The sequence below is a fragment of the Streptomyces sp. NPDC026394 genome (assembly GCF_055567735.1).
In genome coordinates, this window is sequence record NZ_JBVHPX010000006.1 from 319,478 (window position 1) to 335,091 (window position 15,614).

Below are 15,614 nucleotides of genomic sequence, written 5' to 3' on the forward strand. Positions count from 1 at the left end.
TGCGGAACGTAAGGCGGTACGGGGCGGTACGGCGGTACGGGGGCGGTACGAAAGAACGCAGGCGGTGCGACGAAACGGGGACGGTACGACGGAACGGTGGCGATACGACGAAACGCAGGCGGTACGACGCGACAGGGGCGGTACGGCGGTCACTGGCGTACGGAGTCACTTCGGTACGGACGTACGGCGTGCTCGGCGCCGCCCGGGCGCCGCTCGGGCGGTGTGCGGGCGGTGTGCGGGAGCGGGCGCGTGACATGGTGCGTGAAGCGGTACGGCGGGTGGTGCTGCGAACGGTGCGTCAGGCGGGCGAGAAGAGGTGGTCGCTGATGAGGCGGGCGGCGCCGGTGACGCCGGCCGCCTGCCCCAGCTCCCCCAGCACGATGGGCAGGTTGTTCGTCGCCAGCGGCAGCGACTGGCGGTAGACCTGGGTGCGGATCGCGGCGAGGAGGGTGTGGCCGAGGCCGGTCACCCCGCCCCCGATCACCACCAGCCCCGGGTTGAAGAAGCTGACGAGACCGGCGATGACCTGGCCGGTGCGGCTCCCGCCGGTCCGGATCAGGTCCAGTGCGACGGGGTCGCCGGCGGCGGCAGCGGCGGCCACCTCGGGCGCGCCGAGCGAACCGGCCGTCGCCAGCCGCGCCGCCAGCTCCGGTGAGGTGCCCTCGCGCGCGGCGGCCTCCGCGTCACGGGCGAGGGAAGCCCCGCCGAAGTACGCCTCCAGGCAGCCGCGGTTGCCGCAGGCGCACGGACGGCCGTCCGGCTCGACCTGGATGTGGCCGATGTCGCCGGCGCTGCCCGTCGTCCCGCGGTAGACCTCGCCGCCCACCACGATGCCGCAGCCGATCCCCGTACCGATCTTGACGAAGAGGAAGTCCTGCACGGTGCGGGCGACGCCCGCGTGCTGCTCCCCCACCGCCATCAGGTTGACGTCGTTGTCGACCATGACCGGGCAGCCCAGTTCCTGGCTGAGCGCCTCCCGTACGGGGAAGCCGTCCCAGCCCGGCATGATGGGCGGCGCCACCGGTACGCCTTCGGGGAAGCGGACCGGCCCCGGCACGCCGATGCCCGCGCCGTCGAACCCTTCGGCCACCCCGCTCGCCTTCAGCTTGCCCGCCAGCGCGAGGGCCTGCTCGAAGACGGCGACCGGCCCTTCGCGCACGTCCATGGGCTGGGTCAGATGACCCAGCACCTCCAGCTCGGCGTTGGTGACGGCCACGTCGACGGAGGTGGCGCCGATGTCGATGCCCAGGAAGCGCAGGGCGGGCGCGAGCCGGACGTTGTGCGAGCGGCGGCCGCCCCGGGAGGCGGCGAGACCGTCGGCGACGACCAGCCCGGTCTCCAGCAGCCGGTCCACCTCCACCGCCAGCTTGGAACGCGAGAGGTCGACCTGGTCGCCCAGTTGGGCACGGGAGTTGGGGCCGTGGTCGCGGAGCAGGCGCAGGAGCCGCGCCTGGTGCGCGTTGGCCGGCCTCGCCGTCATGCGCCTCACGCCACCCCTCCAGCCGTCGTCGGCCGTACGTGGTCCGGCACCGGGAGGCGCCGGGGCTTTCGAGGGGAACGTAGCAGCGCTTGTCCGGGCGGGGAAGAAGTAGGGACAGGATCGCCACAGACTTTCTCCTGTGTGAGGACAAAGCCCCGCACAGCTCCCGCCGCCACCGGCCGGCGGCGGTCCGGGGAGAATGGGCCGGTGAACTACCGCTACCGCGTGCTCGGCGCCACTCAGGCGCGCCGCCCCGACGGCACCGAGGCGCCCGTGAAGGGGGCGCGACTCCGTGCCCTGCTGGCCGCGCTCGCGGCGGGCGGCGGGCGGCCCGTACCGGCGGACCGGCTGATCGCCCAGGTATGGGGCGAGGACGCGGAACCGCCCGCGGACGCCCCGGCGGCGCTCCAGGCCCTGGTCGGCCGGCTGCGCCGGGCTCTCGGCGGGCCGGCGGTCACCTCGTCGCCCGGCGGGTACGCGCTGGCGGCCGGGCCGGACAGCATCGACCTCTTCCACTTCGAACGGCTGACGGCGGACGGCACCGCCGCGCTGCGCGACGGCGACCCCGCGCGGGCGGCCGCGCTGCTGCACGAGGCGCTGGCGCTGTGGCAGGGCCCTGCCCTGGCGGACCTGCCGGGGAGGGACAGCGATCCGCTCGCCGTACGGGCCGAACGGCGGCACGGCGAGGCCCGCCGCACCCGGCTGGCGGCCGAGGTGGCGCTGGGCCGGGCGGCGGACACACTGGCCGAACTGGCGTCGCTGGCCACGGCGGAACCCCTGGACGAGCCCTTGCAGGCCCTGCGCATCCGGGCCCTGTGGGCGGCGGGGCGGCAGGCCGAGGCGCTGCAGGCGTACGAGGAAGTACGGACGGGACTCGCGGAGCGGCTGGGCGCCGACCCCGGCACCGAACTGCGCGCCCTCCACGCACACCTGCTGGCCGGGACCATGGAACCGCCCATCGCACCGGCTCCCGCCGCCGCACCAGCCCTCGTCACCATGAAACCGCCCGCCGCACCGGCTCCATCCACCACAGAACCACCCACCGCACCAGTCCCCTTCACCCCAGCACCACCCACCGCACCGGCTCCCACCACCCCCGCACCGCCCGGCCGTCTCCGCGCCCGGATCACCTCCTTCGTGGGGCGCGCCGACGAACTGATCTCCCTCACCCGCGAGTTGACCGAGCAACGCCTCGTGACGCTGCTGGGCGCGGGCGGCGTCGGAAAGACCCGCCTGGCCCTGGAGGCCGCGGACGCCGCCGGCACGCGGGGCGAACGGTGGCCCGACGGCATCCGGGTCGCCGAGCTGGCCTCCGTACGGGACGGGAAGAGCGTGCCCGAGGCCGTACTGACCGCGCTCGGCGGCCGGACCACACAGGTACGGGCGCCGGGCGCCGACAGCCTGCGCGCCTCCGGGAGCCCGGCGGTCCCGCTCGGCCAGCTCGTGGAGTACTGCGGGCAGCGGCGTATGGTGCTGGTGCTCGACAACTGCGAGCACGTGATCGACGCGGCTGCCGAACTGGCCGACACCGTACTGACCCACTGCCCGGGCGTGACGGTGCTGGCCACCAGCCGAGAACCGCTCGGTGTCCCCGGCGAGTCGGTACGCCCCGTCGAGCCGCTGCCGCCGCAGGCCGCGCTCCGGTTGCTGGGCGAGCGGGGCGCCGCCGCGCGCCCCGGATTCCGTACCGAGGACGATCCGGCCGCGTGCGCCGAGGTCTGCCGCAGGCTGGACGGGCTGCCGCTCGCCGTCGAACTGGCGGCCGCACGACTGCGCGCCCTGACGCCGCGTCAGATCGTGGAACGGCTGGACGACCGGTTCCGGCTGCTGACCGGCGGCAGCCGGACGTCCCTGCCCCGGCAGCAGACGCTGCGCGCCGTGGTGGACTGGTCCTGGGACCTGCTCACGGCCGACGAGCGCGCGGTGCTGCGCCGCCTGTCCGTCTTCTCCGGCGGCTGCGAGGCGACGGAGGCGGAGGACGTGTGTGCCGTCCCCGCCCCGGCCGACGGCCCCCACTCCCCCGCCGACGTGCTGCCCGTACTCACCTCCCTGGTCGACAAGTCCCTGGTCACCGCCGCCCCCGAGAGTCCGCGCGGGATGCGTTACCGGCTGCTCGAAACGGTCGCCGAGTACGCCGGGGAGCGGCTGACGGAGGCCGGGGAGCGGGCGGCCGTGGAGCGGCGGCACCTGACGGCGTACCGGGAACTGGCCCGGACCGGGGAGCCCGAGCTGCGCGGGCCGGGCCAGGCGGTGTGGCTGGAGCGCTTCGAGACCGAGCACGCCAACGTACGGGCCGCGCTGCGTACGGCGGTCGCCCTGGCCGAGGAGCAGGAAGGACTGTGCCTGGCGCTGTCCATGAGCTGGTTCTGGCAGTTGCGCAACCACCAGGCGGACGCCCGGCACTGGGCCGCCGCCGTCGCGGGCCTCGGCCCCGACCCCTTCGCGGACCCCGTGCGGCCCGCCGGGCCACTGGCGGAGCGGTGCACGGCGGTCCCTCCGCCGTGGTCGGGCGAGCGGCTGCGCGAGGCACGGCGTGGCGTCCGGCTGCTGGTGCTGGCGAGCAGCAGCGACCGAGCCGGGCCGTCCGCGACGGTGCGGCCGGAGTCGGTGGTGGCCGCGTACCGGCCGGGACTGCCGCAGACCGTGCGGCAGCCGGGCGTCATGTGGTTCTTCGCCCAGCTGATGGCCGGCGGGTTCGCGGGGCTCGAAGAGACCGTCGACGCCGTGGTGCGGCACTGCCGGGAGTCGGGGGACGGCTGGGACCTGGGCCTGGCCCTGCTGCTGCGCACCAAGGTGCTCGGCGGGCGGCCGGGCGAGCTGGACCGGTCGGCGCGCGACGCGGAGGAAGCGCTGGCGCTCTTCGAGGCGGCCGGGGACCTGTGGGGTACGGCCGAGGCCCTCTCCGCGCGCGGCGACACGTACGAGCGGCGCGGGCAGTACGCACTGGCGGACGCGGACTTCGAGCGCGCCATGGAGTTTTCCGCCCGGATCGGGGCGGACGTGCAGGTGCCGGAGTTCAAGGCGAGGCTGGCGGCCGTACGACTGGAAGGCACGTACGGGAGGGACGACACGTACAGGGCAGGTGCGGAGGTCGGCAACGCCGTGGAGAGCGGCAACTCCGTGGCAGCCGACGTTCCCCTCCCGCTCCGGGCACGGGAGGCCGAGCGGCTGCTGCTGGAAGCCGTGGCCGAGTCCCGGCCCTCCGCCGGCGAAACGCTCAGCACGGCGCGGCTGCTGCTGGCCCGGCACTACGGCCGGACCGGGCGCACCGGCCTCGCCCGGGAGCAGTTGCGGGAGGCCGAGCAGGCGTTCACCACCGGCACTCCGGCCCTCTTCACCGGCATGGTGACCGGGCTGCACGGCTGGCTGGACTGTCTCGACGGGGAGTTCGTACGGGCGCGCGAGCACGTGCGCCGGGCCGTACGGCAACTCGCCGACCTCGCGCCCTTGGTGGCTCCGCAGTTGCTGGCCCATCAGTTGCTCTGCGGCGGGTGGTCCATGGCCCACTCGGGCGCGGCCGAGGACGGGGCCCGCCTGCTGGGGGCGTACGACCGGCACGCCACCGGCGCCGACGGTTTCGGACTCCGGCCGCTGCTGCCGCCCGAGGCCGAGGCCCGGATCCGGCAACAGGCCGAGGCGGCACTGCGTGCCGCGCTGGGCACTGACGCGTACCGGCGCGCCCACGCCGAGGGCGGCGGCCTCACGGTGCGTGAAGCCGCCGCCCTCGTCTGACGGGCGGCGCCGCCTGCCCTACCGCGCGTCGGCCGACCGTTCCCGCGCATCGGCCAGGTCGGCTTCCGTCGGCGCGTCGTCCTGGGTCAGCGCGCGCCGCCAGTAACCGGTGAAGTCGATGTCCCGCCTGCCCAGGCCGCGGTCCTCGACGAGATGCCTGCGCAGCGCGCGGACCGCGCCCGCCTCCCCGGCGAGCCAGGCGAACACCGACCCCACCGGGAACCGGGCCCCGCGCACCGCCTCGACCAGCCGCTCACCCGGCCCGGCCGGACCCGTACCCGGTGCCGGACCCGGGCCCGTACCCCGGTGCAGCCAGTGCACGGTCAGGTCCCCGCGGGTGTCGAAGGTCTGCTCGTCCGCCGCGTCCGGGACCTCGATGTACGCCGCCGCGCGGGCGCCTTCGGGCAGCCACTCGGCCGGGGTGCCGATGGCCGGCAGCGCGCTCTCGTCCCCGGCGAGCAGCATCCAGTCGGCCGTGCCGAGCGGGACCGGACGGGCGAAGTACGCCGACGGGCCGAACATGCCGAGCGTGTCGCCCGGCGCCGCGCGGTGCGCCCAGCGGGTCGCCGGTCCCCTCGCCGTGTCCGTACCGTGCAGCACGAAGTCGATGTCGATCGTGCCGTCCCCGGGGTGGTGCGCGCGGACGGTGTAGCTGCGCATCCACGGCCGTTCGTCCTCGGGGATCGTCCGGAACGCCTGGTACCACCGCATCAGGTCGCCGTCGGCCGACGGTTCCGGGAGCCGCGGGGCGCGCTGACCGTGCCGGGGAAAGTAGAGCTTCACCTGCTGGTCCGGCCCGTCCAGGCGGAATCCGGCGAGGCCGGGGCCGCCGAAGGTGATCCTGGTCAGGTGCGGCGAGAGCCGTCGGACCGCGGTGACCTGGAGGTATCGGACGGGGAGGCGTTCCGGCCGGGGAGTCTGCTGCTGCATCACTTCTCCTGAGAGGCGGGCCACCGGCCGACTGCGGCGGTGGCGCGCTGTGCGGGACAGGGAGGACACGACCGTCGCAGCCACCGCCGACACGCCGCCTACAGCTCACCTGCACGGGCATGTACGGGCGTGCACGGGCACGTACGGGCGTGTACGACGCCCCCCCGCACGGAAAGCCGGTCCCGCGTGCCGCGCGCGGCCCAGCTATCCGGGTGATTCGCCGGCAGGGCCGTCACAGGGGGCGCTCCACCGTCAATAGGTCTGCTGACAGCCGTCCCGCACGAGATCCCGCACGAGAACGGAACCCCACACCATGCCCCTGCCCACGGACCGCCGCCGCCCGCACCCCTTCGCCGCGGCGGGCGTCATGGCCCTCGCCGCCGCCCTGGGCGCCGGAACCGCCCTCGCCGCCTCCCCCGCACACGCCGCGCCGCAGGCACCCCGGGACGCGTCGGTGCGGGTGGGGACCGGCACCGCCGACTTCTGCCTCACCCCCGGCGCCACCCGCGCGCTCGCCACGGCCGGGATCCGCCTCACGGCGATCGCCCCGGCCAAGCTCACCGGCCCGACCGGGCGGCGGTGCGTGTCCGCGCCCGTCGCGGGCGGCGCGTTCGACCCCCGTTTCACCTCCGGGCACCTCACCTTCAGGGGCGGCTTCGACTTCGTACGCAAGGACAAGCGCCATCTGAAGGTCGACTCCCTGCGGGCGGACCTCGCCACCTCGCGCGTCACCGCGAACGTGGGCGGTTCCAAGGCGCACCGGACCGACTTCCTGGCGTTCCGCGTGGACCGCAACCGGGTCAAGGTGGGCGGCGGACAGGTGCGTGCGCAGTTTCCCTTCACCCTGACCGAGCGTGGTGTCGGCGCCTTCCGCGGCGCGTTCCAGGGGCGTTCGCCGCTCGCCGCGGGCCAGCGGGTGTTCGACGGGGACGGTACGGTCCGGCTCGCCGCACCGGCAGCCGCCGGCACGTCACCCGGGACCACCGGCACCGCCCAGAAGCAGGCACCGGGCACCGCCCAGAAGCAGACGCCGGCCGCCCCTCGGAAGCAGGCGCCGGGTACCTCCCAGGGCCAGGCATCGCACGTCGCGCCCCGCCCGGTCAGTGACACGGCCGTCGACCCGGTGAACGACGTGGCCATGGGCCCGCTGCACCAGATGGCGTCCGACTGAGCCCGCTGTCCGTGGCGGTGGCGGCCTGACGGGGCGTCACCGCCACGGGACGCCGACGCCGACCGCGCGGAGGTTCGCCTCGATCAGCGTGTTCAACCGGGCGATGGGCGAGGCCTGGTCCTCACCGTGCCGGTTGACCAGCCCGTACCGTGCGGCGGCGTCGGACTGGTTCCCGAAGCCGGCCGGCATCGTCAGCCGCGCGCGGTCGGCCAGCAGTTCGCCGGTCAGCGCGGGTGCCGGTTCCCCGGTCCGCGGGTCGTCCGGCTCCCAGGACCGCGCGTCCCCGCCGCGCCGGGTCAGCTCGACGTGTCCGGGATCGTCGAGGAGGAGTTCGAGCCGGGGCAGAAGGCTGTCGACGGGCTCCGGACCAAGCGCCCGGGCCAGCACCAGCGCCTCCCGCTGAGCGGCCGCGTAGTCGGGCCGGAGCCGAGGTCGGTGAGCCGGTCCAGGACCGCGCAAGCCGGTCGGGCAGCAGGACCCGGTCGCCATGGGCAGCACGCTCGACGGCAGCAGGACCCTGACCGCCGCGCTGCACCATGCGGACGACGCCGCGCTGTCTCTGACGCAGAGGTTTCTGCGGGCGCAGGGCAGGCTCGTCGAGTAGGCGTCCGGCGGCGGGCGGGCCGTCTCGGCCGACGAGACGGACGAGGCCGACGAGGCGACCAAGGCGGCCGAAGCGGCCCGGCCGGCGGGCTGAGTGCCTCGGCTCCGCCGTCAGTCCCGGTCGCGCTCGTGGTACGTACGCCGGGTGTGCTCGGTGTGCGCCCGCATGACGGCGGACGCCCGTGCCTCGTCCCGGTCGGTGATCGCCGCGATCAGCTCCCGGTGCTCGGCCCAGGACTGTTTGCCGCGCTGCCGGGCGACGGGCGTGTAGTACCAGCGCACCCGTCGCCCGACCTGCGCCGCCAGACCGGCCAGTACGGCGTTGCCGGCCAGCTCCATCACCTTGGCGTGGAACTCCGCGTTGGTGGCGACCGCGGTCTCCACCGCGTCGTCCCGTACCGCCTGTTCACCCTTGTCGCACAGCGCTTCCAGCTCCGCGATGCCCGCCGACCCTGCGTTGGCGGCGGCGAGCCGGGCGGCCTCCGCCTCCAGCAGCGTCCGTACGGTGAACAGTTGGTCGGCCTCCTCCTCGGTGGGCTCGTGCACGAACGCGCCCTGCGCCGGGCGCAGATCGACCCAGCCCTCGGTGTTGAGCCGCTGGAGCGCCTCGCGGACCGGCTGCCGGGAGACCCCGAGGTGCCCCGCCAGCTCGCTCTCGACCAGGTGCTGGCCGGGGCGCAGCGTGCGCGTGGTGATCAGTTCGAGGAGCGCTTCGTAGACGCGCTCGCGCAGCGGTCCGGGGCGTTCCAGCTTCGGTACGGCGCCCTGCGGCAGCCCTGTGGACAGCATCGAGTACCCCTCCGTGACGCGGCCGGGACGGTGTTCCCGCGCGGGCGTCCGTGCTGCGGACGCACGATTGGTTATCGTCTACAGTCTACCGACCGCAGCGGCCCCCGCGCAGGTCACTCGCACAGCCGCCACGTTCAGCCACCGCCGACCACCGTCATCCCGGACACCGGCGCTTCCTGAGAAACTACGCCCGTCTCCACACCCTCGATCCACCGCGGCTCCGCTTGCTCTCGGAGCCGCCGAGCGAAGCGGGTTGCCGATGCACGGAGGAACGGTCGCCGTCGTGGGCGGCAGCATCGCCGGTTGCGCCGCCGCACTCGCCGCACACCGGGGCGGCGCGGCGGAGGTCACGGTGTACGAACGGGCCGCCGGTCACCTGGCGGACCGCGGCGCCGGGCTGGCCGTGCACAACGACCGCTACGCGGAGCTGGCGTCGGCGGGCTACCTGGACACCGGCATCCCGTGGCTACAGCTCTGCCGTCGCCGCTGGTACACGCGCGACGGTGAACTGCCGCTCGGCCGGCCGGTGGGTGAACTGCCCTTCCCGTTCCGTACGTACAACTGGGGGCCGCTCTGGCGCGAGCTGCGCGCCCGGATGCCCGAGACCGCCGTGTTCCGCGGTGACAGCCCGGTCCGTACGGTCGAGACCTCACCCGACGGCGCCGCGGTGCGCCTTGAGGACGGCAGCGCCCACCACGCCGACCTGGTCGTCGGCGCGGACGGCTACCGCTCCGTGGTGCGCGGCGCCGCCTTCCCCGACATACGGCCCGCGTACGCCGGATACCTCGCCTGGCGCGGCGCGTTCCCCGCCGAGCGGCTGGCCGCGCTCGGCCCGGACCCGGACGACGCCTGGCCGGTCGAGGACTGCGTCTTCGCCGTCTTTCCCCGCGGTCACGCCGTCATCTACCGCATTCCGGACGGCACCGGGGGCCACCGCGCCAACTGGGTGCTGTACGCCGTCCCGCCGCCGGGCACCGCCCTCGGCCTGGACACCCCCACCAGCCTGCCGCCCGGCACCCTCAGCGAGGCGCTGCACGCCTGCTTCGCACAGGTCACCGGGGAACTCCTGCCGCCCTATTGGGGCGGCCTGCTCCGGCTGACCCGGCCCGAGGAGCTGTTCATCCAGCCGCTGTACGACTTCACGGCGCCCCACTACGCCGCGGGCCGTCTGCTGCTCGCCGGTGACGCGGCCACGGTCGCCCGGCCGCACACCGGCAGCGGCGCGGTGAAGGCCCTTCAGGACGCCACCGCGCTGGAGACGGCGTTCGCCGCCGCGTCCACCTGGTCCGAGGTGTCCGCCGCGTACGAGGCCGCGCGCGGTCCCGTAGGAGTCTCGATGATGGAGCTGGGCCGCCGGCTGGGCGAGGCCCTCGTCCTGCGGAGCACCGACTGGCGGACGGTGGGTCAGGCGCAGTTGGACGCGCTGTGGGCCGGCGCGGGCGCGGCCGCGTTCGGCGGGCGCGCACTGCGGGGAGCGAACAGGCCCGTGGCGCGCGGGACGAAGCGGTAGGGGCAGCGGGACGCGTACGCACCGGCCGCGGGCGGCGGGGCGCGTACGCATTGGCGGCGGAGTGGGGCGCGTACGCACCGGCGGCGGGCGGCGGGCCTCGTACAGCGGACGGCGGACCCCGTACGGGCAGCCGAACGCGTACCGGACAATGGAACCGCCGAGACCGGCCCGCTGCCACGGGCCGGCGCACCAGGACGGACGGGACTGATCAGACATGGGACGGGTCACCGAGCGACGCCGCGTCATCCGCATCCGCGACGGCGCCGTGAGCACGCGCCCGGACACCCTCGTCGGCGAGGAGCCGCTGGAGATCCGCCTCGGCGGCCGGCCGCTCGCCGTCACGATGCGCACACCGGGCGACGACTTCGCGCTGGCCGCGGGCTTCCTCGTCAGCGAGGGCGTGCTGGGGAGCGCCGGGGAGCTGGCGAACATCGTGTACTGCGCGGGCGCCACCGAGGACGGGTCGAACACGTACAACGTGGTGGACGTGCAGCTCGCGCCCGGTGTCCCCGTCCCCGACATCTCCCTGGAGCGCAACGTCTACACGACGTCGTCCTGCGGCCTGTGCGGCAAGGCGAGCCTGGACGCGGTCCGCACGTCCGCCCGCTGGCGCCTGGACCCGCCCGCCGACGCCGCGGCCCGCATCACGCCCGCGACCCTGTCCGCCCTCCCCGGCCGACTGCGGGCCGCGCAGCGCGTGTTCGACCGGACCGGCGGGCTGCACGCCGCCGCGCTCTTCGACTCCGACGGCGAACTCCTCGACGTCCGCGAGGACGTGGGCCGCCACAACGCCGTCGACAAGGTCGTCGGCCGCGCCCTCCAGGAGGGCCGGCTGCCGCTGCGGGACACCGTGCTGATGGTCTCGGGCCGGGCGTCGTTCGAACTCGTACAGAAAGCGGTCATGGCGGGCATCCCGGCCCTCGCAGCCGTCTCCGCGCCGTCCTCCCTCGCCGTCGACCTGGCCGTCGAGAGCGGCCTGACGCTGGTGGGGTTCCTGCGGGGGACGTCGATGAACGTGTACGCGGGCGAGGAACGGCTCGCGCTGGGCGCGGCGGCGGGGCGGACCTGAGAGCGGGAGGGTCCGAGAGCGAGGCGCAGGCCAGGACACGGCGTCAGCCCGCCCCCGATCCCTCCTTCGCCCCCGCCCCCGGCTCCACGATGCGCGCCAGCAGCGCCATCAGTTGCTCCCGTTCGGCGGGGGTGAGGCCCGCGGTCAGCTCGTCGTTGGCCCGGTCGCCCAGTTCCTCCGTACGCCGGAGCCGGCGCTCTCCCGCCGCGGAGATCTCGACGGCGTTCTTGCGCCGGTCCTCAGGGTCGGGGGTGCGCGTCACCAGCCCGTCGGCCTGCAGGTCGTTGACGACCGCGACCATGTCCTTGGGGTCGATGCCCACACTGCGGCCCAGTTCGGCCTGGGAGACGGGCCCCAGTTCGCCGACGGCCGAGAGCACCGCGTGGTGCGTCATCCGCATCCCCTCCTCGGCCAGCGCTTCCGCGACGAGGCGGTGGCCGCGGGCCGCCGCCCGGCCGAGCAGCCAACTGGGGAGGGAGCGGATGCGGGAGGGGGCGTACGGAGTCTCTGGCACGGGATCACCCTATCCGTAAAACCATTGGGCCACCCAACAATCACTGTTACCGTTGGGGCGCCCAACGGTTCCCGGACGCCCCGGGCGACCGCCCCTGCGCGGCGTCCGGCCGCGCCCCCCCTCCCGGAGGTGCCCGTGCGGCGAGTCCGTTTCCATACCTACGGCGGACCCGAAGTCCTGCGTGTCGAAGAGACCCGGGCACCCGAGCCGGGCCCCGGCGAGCTGCTCGTCCGTACGGAGGCCATCGGCGTGACCCTGCCGTCCGTCCGCCGGACACGCGGTGACGGGAACGGCGGGGGCGTACCGTTGCCCGCCGTACTCGGCGGCGAGGTGGCCGGCGAGGTCGTCGGCCTGGGCCCGGACGTCACCGGTTTCACGGCCGGCGACCGCGTCACCTCGCTCTCCTTCACCGGCTCGTACACCGAGGCGGCCACCGTGCCCGCCGCGATGGCCGCCCGTATACCGGACGCCGCGTCCAGCGTGGACGCCGTCGCACTGGTACGCGGCGGACAGGTCGCGCTCGCGGCGCTGGCCACCGCCGCCCCGGCCGACGGGGAGTCGGTACTGATCACGGGCGCGGCCGGCGCCACCGGGCACCTGGCGGTGCAACTGGCCAAGCTGCGGGGCGTGCCGCGGGTGGTGGCGGCCGTCGGCTCCGCCGCGAAGGCGGACTTCCTGTACGGGCTCGGCGCCGACGAGGTCGTGACGTACGAGGAAGCGTCCTGGGGCGAGCCCGTCGACATCGTCCTGGACGGCGTCGGCGGGGAGCTGCTGCCGCGCGCGGTGGCGGCCCTCGCGCCGGGCGGGCGGCTGGCGTTCTTCGCCTCGGGCGGCGGCACGGTCCCGGCCTACGACCTCCTCGCGGGCTCGAAGACGATCACCGGCCTCACCATGGCGCGGTTCGCCGCCACCCGCCCGGAGCTGTACGCGCGGCACGGCGCCGAGCTGTGGGACCACTTCTTCGCCGGGCGCCTGCGGGCCGCCGTGCACGCCCGGGTTCCGCTGACCGAAGCGGCTCGCGCGCACGAGATCATCGAGGCCCGCGCCAACCTCGGCAAAGTCGTACTGACCCCCTGAGCGGCCCCGTGGCAAGGCCCGTACGGATGTGCCCGCCATGGTACGGACGGGGGAAATCCGGCCGGGTGCGAAGAACCGCCGCGTGTGGCTTGTGGCGGTGCCGGGGGCCCAGTAGCTTCCTGCGCACCGGAGAGCAGACATGGGACGTTCTACGTCGGATGTCCGGCACAGGCCGGACATCTCAGGTCGCATGGCTCCTCTCCCCTCCTCCCCGGTTCCCCGACGCCTCGCCGATGCCTCGAAGGGCAGGTCGGATCATGACGTCACCATTCTGCGCCCACGACGACCACCGCCGCAGACCCGCCACCGGGGCCGGTGGTCCCGCCCACGGCGGCCACCGGCCCCGGGTCCGCACCCTGGCCGCGCTCGCCACGGCGGCCGCCGTCCTCGTCCCGGTGGCCACCGCCCAGGCCCGCCCGGCGGCGCCCGCCACCGCTTCCGGCGCCGCCTCCCCCGCCACCGGCTTCGAGCAGCAGGTGCTGTTCAAGGCGTCCCAGGAGCACGGCTACGCGTGCTTCCGCATCCCGGCGATCGTCCGGTCCGCCGACGGCACCCTGCTGGCCTTCGCCGAAGGCCGGGTGCGCGACTGCGGCGACGCCGGCGACATAGACCTCGTACTGAAACGCTCCACCGACGGCGGCCGCACCTGGGGTCCCCTCCAGATCGTCAACGAGGGCGGCGGGGACACCCACGGCAACCCCGCCCCCGTCGTCGACCGCGAGACCGGCCGCATCCTGCTCGCGGAGACCTACAACAAGGGCCGCCCCGACGCCGCGAACTGCGGCGTGCCCTGCGACCGCACCCCGCACCTCCAGTACAGCGACGACGACGGCGCGACCTGGTCCACGCCACGCGACCTGACCGCCGAACTCCGGCCCGCCGGATGGAACTCCTGGTACGCCACCGGCCCCGTGCACGGCGTCCAGCTCGCCCGGGGCCGGCACGCCGGGCGCCTGGTCTTCACCGTCAACGCCGAGAGCTACGCGGGCGGCCGGATCACCGCCAACCACGCGGCGCTGATGCTCAGCGACGACGGCGGTGACAACTGGCGCGTCGGCGCCGTGGACAGCTACCCGATCGCCGCCGACGGCACGTTCCGCCAGAAGCCGTCCGAGATGAGCCTGCTGGAACGTTCCGACGGCTCGGTCCACGTCAACGCACGCGAGCAGGACGGCACCGACCTCGGCCACCGCACGGCGGCCGTCAGCCACGACGGTGGCGAGACCTTCACCCGGCCCTTCCGCACCCTGCCCGGCCTGTACGCGCCGATGGTGCAGGGCTCGGTGCTACGGCTGCCGGCCCGCGGCCCCGGCAAGACGGGCCGTACGCTGCTCGCCGCGCCCGCCGACCCGGACCGCCGCCGCACCATGACCGTCCGCTCCTCCTACGACGAGGGCCGCACCTGGGAAGGTGTGGACCGGGGCGCCCGGGTCACCACCGACTGGTCCGGCTACTCCGACCTGGTGTCCGTCGCGCCCGGCCTGACCGGTCTGCTGTACGAGGGCGGCGCGGCCGACGCCCGCGACGAGATCCGCTTCGCGCGCTTCACCGACGGCTGGCTCGGCCCGCGCCGCGCGCCCGATCCGACGACACCCGACCTCGGGCGGCACGCCCGCGCGGCGCTCGTCCTGGGCGGCGCCCGGCCGACCGCCGGACGCTTCGGCTACGGGCTCTCCTTCGACGGCCGGGACGACGCCGTACGACTGCCCTTCCGCCGCTCGCTGCCCCTCGGCAGCGGCGACTTCACGTGCAGCCTCTGGTTCCGCCACCGCGCCGCCTCCGGTGAGCAGCCCTTCCTGTGGATGGGCGGGGTGGGCAGCCGCAGTCCACAGGTGGCGCTGCGCGGCGACCCCGCCCGTAACCGGGTCGTCGCCCACATCACCGCGCTCGACGGCGCCCGGCCGCCCGCCACCGCCGAGGTCGCCGCCACCGCCGCGTACAACGACGGCGCGTGGCACCACTTGGCGCTGCGGCGCACCGGCGGGCGGCTGACGCTCACCGTCGACGGCGCCGAGACCCGCACGGTCCCCGACGTGCCGGGCTCCGTGAGCCGCACCTCGGTCTTCGGTGTCCACGCGGGGCAGAAGGCGGACAGCCGTTCCCAGCTCTCCGGCGATCTGGACGAAGTGCGGGTCTACGGGCGCGCGTTGGACGACGACGAGCTGGCACGTGTACGCCGGGACAACGCGCGCGTCCCTGGCCCCGTGGTCCTGAATCTGCCGCTGGACCGCGTGGACGAGTATCACTGACGGAGCGTCATGCCCCAGGCACCCCGCGGTGATCGCGGAGCAGGCCGGTCGTACCGCACCGGCCTGCTCCGCGCCGCCCCGGGCCCCGGAGCGGACGCTCAGGCGATCGGGCCGGTGTGCCGCAGCCGGTGCGGGAACGCCTTCGCGAGCGTGCTCCAGCCGCCGAGCGGGAAGAACACCGTCGCCCACGAGCCGTCGGCGAAGCCGGTCCCGTGCGTACCGTGCCGCACCTCCCCGCGGTCCCGCAGCCAGGTGATGTCCTGGCGGGCGACGGCGTAGGCGTGCCCGGCCGCGCCGGCGGCCCTCTTGCCGTCGGAGGAGGGCCGGACCCGCACCACGTGCGTCCCGCCCCTGGTGAGCAGCAGCACCGACAGGTACTGCTCGGCGCGCCACGCCCCGGCGAGCAGCCGGCCGACGGCCGACGGCGTCCACCCGGTGGGCCGCCGGGGGCTCCGGGACCCGCCCGCCCGGCTCGACGGTGCGCCCGTCC

Annotated in this window: 12 protein-coding genes; 6 read left to right on the forward strand and 6 right to left on the reverse strand. The window is 75.2% G+C overall.

The genetic code is table 11. The features are described from left to right. Positions 1-298 precede the first annotated feature (298 nt). Positions 299-1,480 (reverse strand): ROK family transcriptional regulator, encoded by a 1,182-nt coding sequence (locus ACZ4QV_RS17405; RefSeq protein ID WP_361148477.1) that lies wholly within the window; start codon positions 1,478-1,480, stop codon positions 299-301. Positions 1,481-1,687: 207 nt separating this feature from the next. Between ACZ4QV_RS17405 and ACZ4QV_RS17410 the strand changes: the two genes are divergently transcribed. Next, entirely contained in the window at positions 1,688-5,212 is a 3,525-nt protein-coding gene (locus ACZ4QV_RS17410) for an AfsR/SARP family transcriptional regulator (RefSeq protein ID WP_361581673.1), read from the forward strand. An 18-nt stretch (positions 5,213-5,230) separates the two neighbouring features. Here ACZ4QV_RS17410 and ACZ4QV_RS17415 read toward each other — a convergent pair whose 3' ends face one another. Then, positions 5,231-6,142: a siderophore-interacting protein gene (locus tag ACZ4QV_RS17415; protein ID WP_467763081.1), complete on the reverse strand. Its 912-nt coding sequence runs from the start codon at positions 6,140-6,142 to the stop codon at positions 5,231-5,233. A 313-nt stretch (positions 6,143-6,455) separates the two neighbouring features. Between ACZ4QV_RS17415 and ACZ4QV_RS17420 the strand changes: the two genes are divergently transcribed. Beyond that, positions 6,456-7,313 (forward strand): hypothetical protein, encoded by an 858-nt coding sequence (locus ACZ4QV_RS17420; protein ID WP_361148483.1) that lies wholly within the window; start codon positions 6,456-6,458, stop codon positions 7,311-7,313. Between the two features lie 36 nt (positions 7,314-7,349). On the opposite strand, the gene ACZ4QV_RS17425 is transcribed toward ACZ4QV_RS17420, so the two are convergent. Together ACZ4QV_RS17425 and ACZ4QV_RS17430 are read right to left on the reverse strand one after the other, a co-directional pair. Beyond that, positions 7,350-7,802: a hypothetical protein gene (locus ACZ4QV_RS17425; RefSeq protein WP_361615453.1), complete on the reverse strand. Its 453-nt coding sequence runs from the start codon at positions 7,800-7,802 to the stop codon at positions 7,350-7,352. A gap of 225 nt (positions 7,803-8,027) precedes the next feature. Then, positions 8,028-8,705, reverse strand: coding sequence for a GntR family transcriptional regulator (locus ACZ4QV_RS17430; RefSeq protein WP_361148487.1), 678 nt, complete (start codon positions 8,703-8,705; stop codon positions 8,028-8,030). 259 nt (positions 8,706-8,964) lie between these two features. On the opposite strand from ACZ4QV_RS17430, the gene ACZ4QV_RS17435 reads away from it, so the two are divergent. Then, a complete protein-coding gene (locus tag ACZ4QV_RS17435; RefSeq protein WP_467763082.1) occupies positions 8,965-10,215 on the forward strand; it encodes an FAD-dependent monooxygenase in 1,251 nt (416 codons plus the stop codon). Between the two features lie 214 nt (positions 10,216-10,429). Then, complete coding sequence (gene fdhD, locus ACZ4QV_RS17440; protein WP_361581689.1) at positions 10,430-11,284, forward strand: formate dehydrogenase accessory sulfurtransferase FdhD; 855 nt, start codon at positions 10,430-10,432, stop codon at positions 11,282-11,284. A gap of 43 nt (positions 11,285-11,327) precedes the next feature. Here the strand turns inward: fdhD and ACZ4QV_RS17445 are convergent, their stop codons facing one another. Beyond that, positions 11,328-11,798 (reverse strand): MarR family winged helix-turn-helix transcriptional regulator, encoded by a 471-nt coding sequence (locus ACZ4QV_RS17445; protein ID WP_361148493.1) that lies wholly within the window; start codon positions 11,796-11,798, stop codon positions 11,328-11,330. Positions 11,799-11,933: 135 nt separating this feature from the next. Here ACZ4QV_RS17445 and ACZ4QV_RS17450 point away from each other — a divergent pair, with 135 nt between their 5' ends. Next, positions 11,934-12,875, forward strand: coding sequence for a quinone oxidoreductase family protein (locus ACZ4QV_RS17450; RefSeq protein WP_361615458.1), 942 nt, complete (start codon positions 11,934-11,936; stop codon positions 12,873-12,875). Positions 12,876-13,132: 257 nt separating this feature from the next. Further along, complete coding sequence (locus ACZ4QV_RS17455) at positions 13,133-15,124, forward strand: exo-alpha-sialidase (protein WP_467763083.1); 1,992 nt, start codon at positions 13,133-13,135, stop codon at positions 15,122-15,124. 98 nt (positions 15,125-15,222) lie between these two features. Here ACZ4QV_RS17455 and ACZ4QV_RS17460 read toward each other — a convergent pair whose 3' ends face one another. Then, positions 15,223-15,492 (reverse strand): hypothetical protein, encoded by a 270-nt coding sequence (locus ACZ4QV_RS17460; RefSeq protein WP_361148497.1) that lies wholly within the window; start codon positions 15,490-15,492, stop codon positions 15,223-15,225. Positions 15,493-15,614 lie beyond the last annotated feature (122 nt).

Coding starts and splice junctions, on each gene's coding strand:
- ACZ4QV_RS17405 (WP_361148477.1), bottom strand. CDS start 1,480: ATGACGGCGAGGCCGGCCAACGCGCACCAGGCGCGGCTCCTGCGCCTG.
- ACZ4QV_RS17415 (WP_467763081.1), bottom strand. CDS start 6,142: ATGCAGCAGCAGACTCCCCGGCCGGAACGCCTCCCCGTCCGATACCTC.
- ACZ4QV_RS17420 (WP_361148483.1), top strand. CDS start 6,456: ATGCCCCTGCCCACGGACCGCCGCCGCCCGCACCCCTTCGCCGCGGCG.
- ACZ4QV_RS17425 (WP_361615453.1), bottom strand. CDS start 7,802: ATGGCGACCGGGTCCTGCTGCCCGACCGGCTTGCGCGGTCCTGGACCG.
- ACZ4QV_RS17430 (WP_361148487.1), bottom strand. CDS start 8,705: ATGCTGTCCACAGGGCTGCCGCAGGGCGCCGTACCGAAGCTGGAACGC.
- ACZ4QV_RS17435 (WP_467763082.1), top strand. CDS start 8,965: ATGCACGGAGGAACGGTCGCCGTCGTGGGCGGCAGCATCGCCGGTTGC.
- fdhD (WP_361581689.1), top strand. CDS start 10,430: ATGGGACGGGTCACCGAGCGACGCCGCGTCATCCGCATCCGCGACGGC.
- ACZ4QV_RS17455 (WP_467763083.1), top strand. CDS start 13,133: ATGACGTCACCATTCTGCGCCCACGACGACCACCGCCGCAGACCCGCC.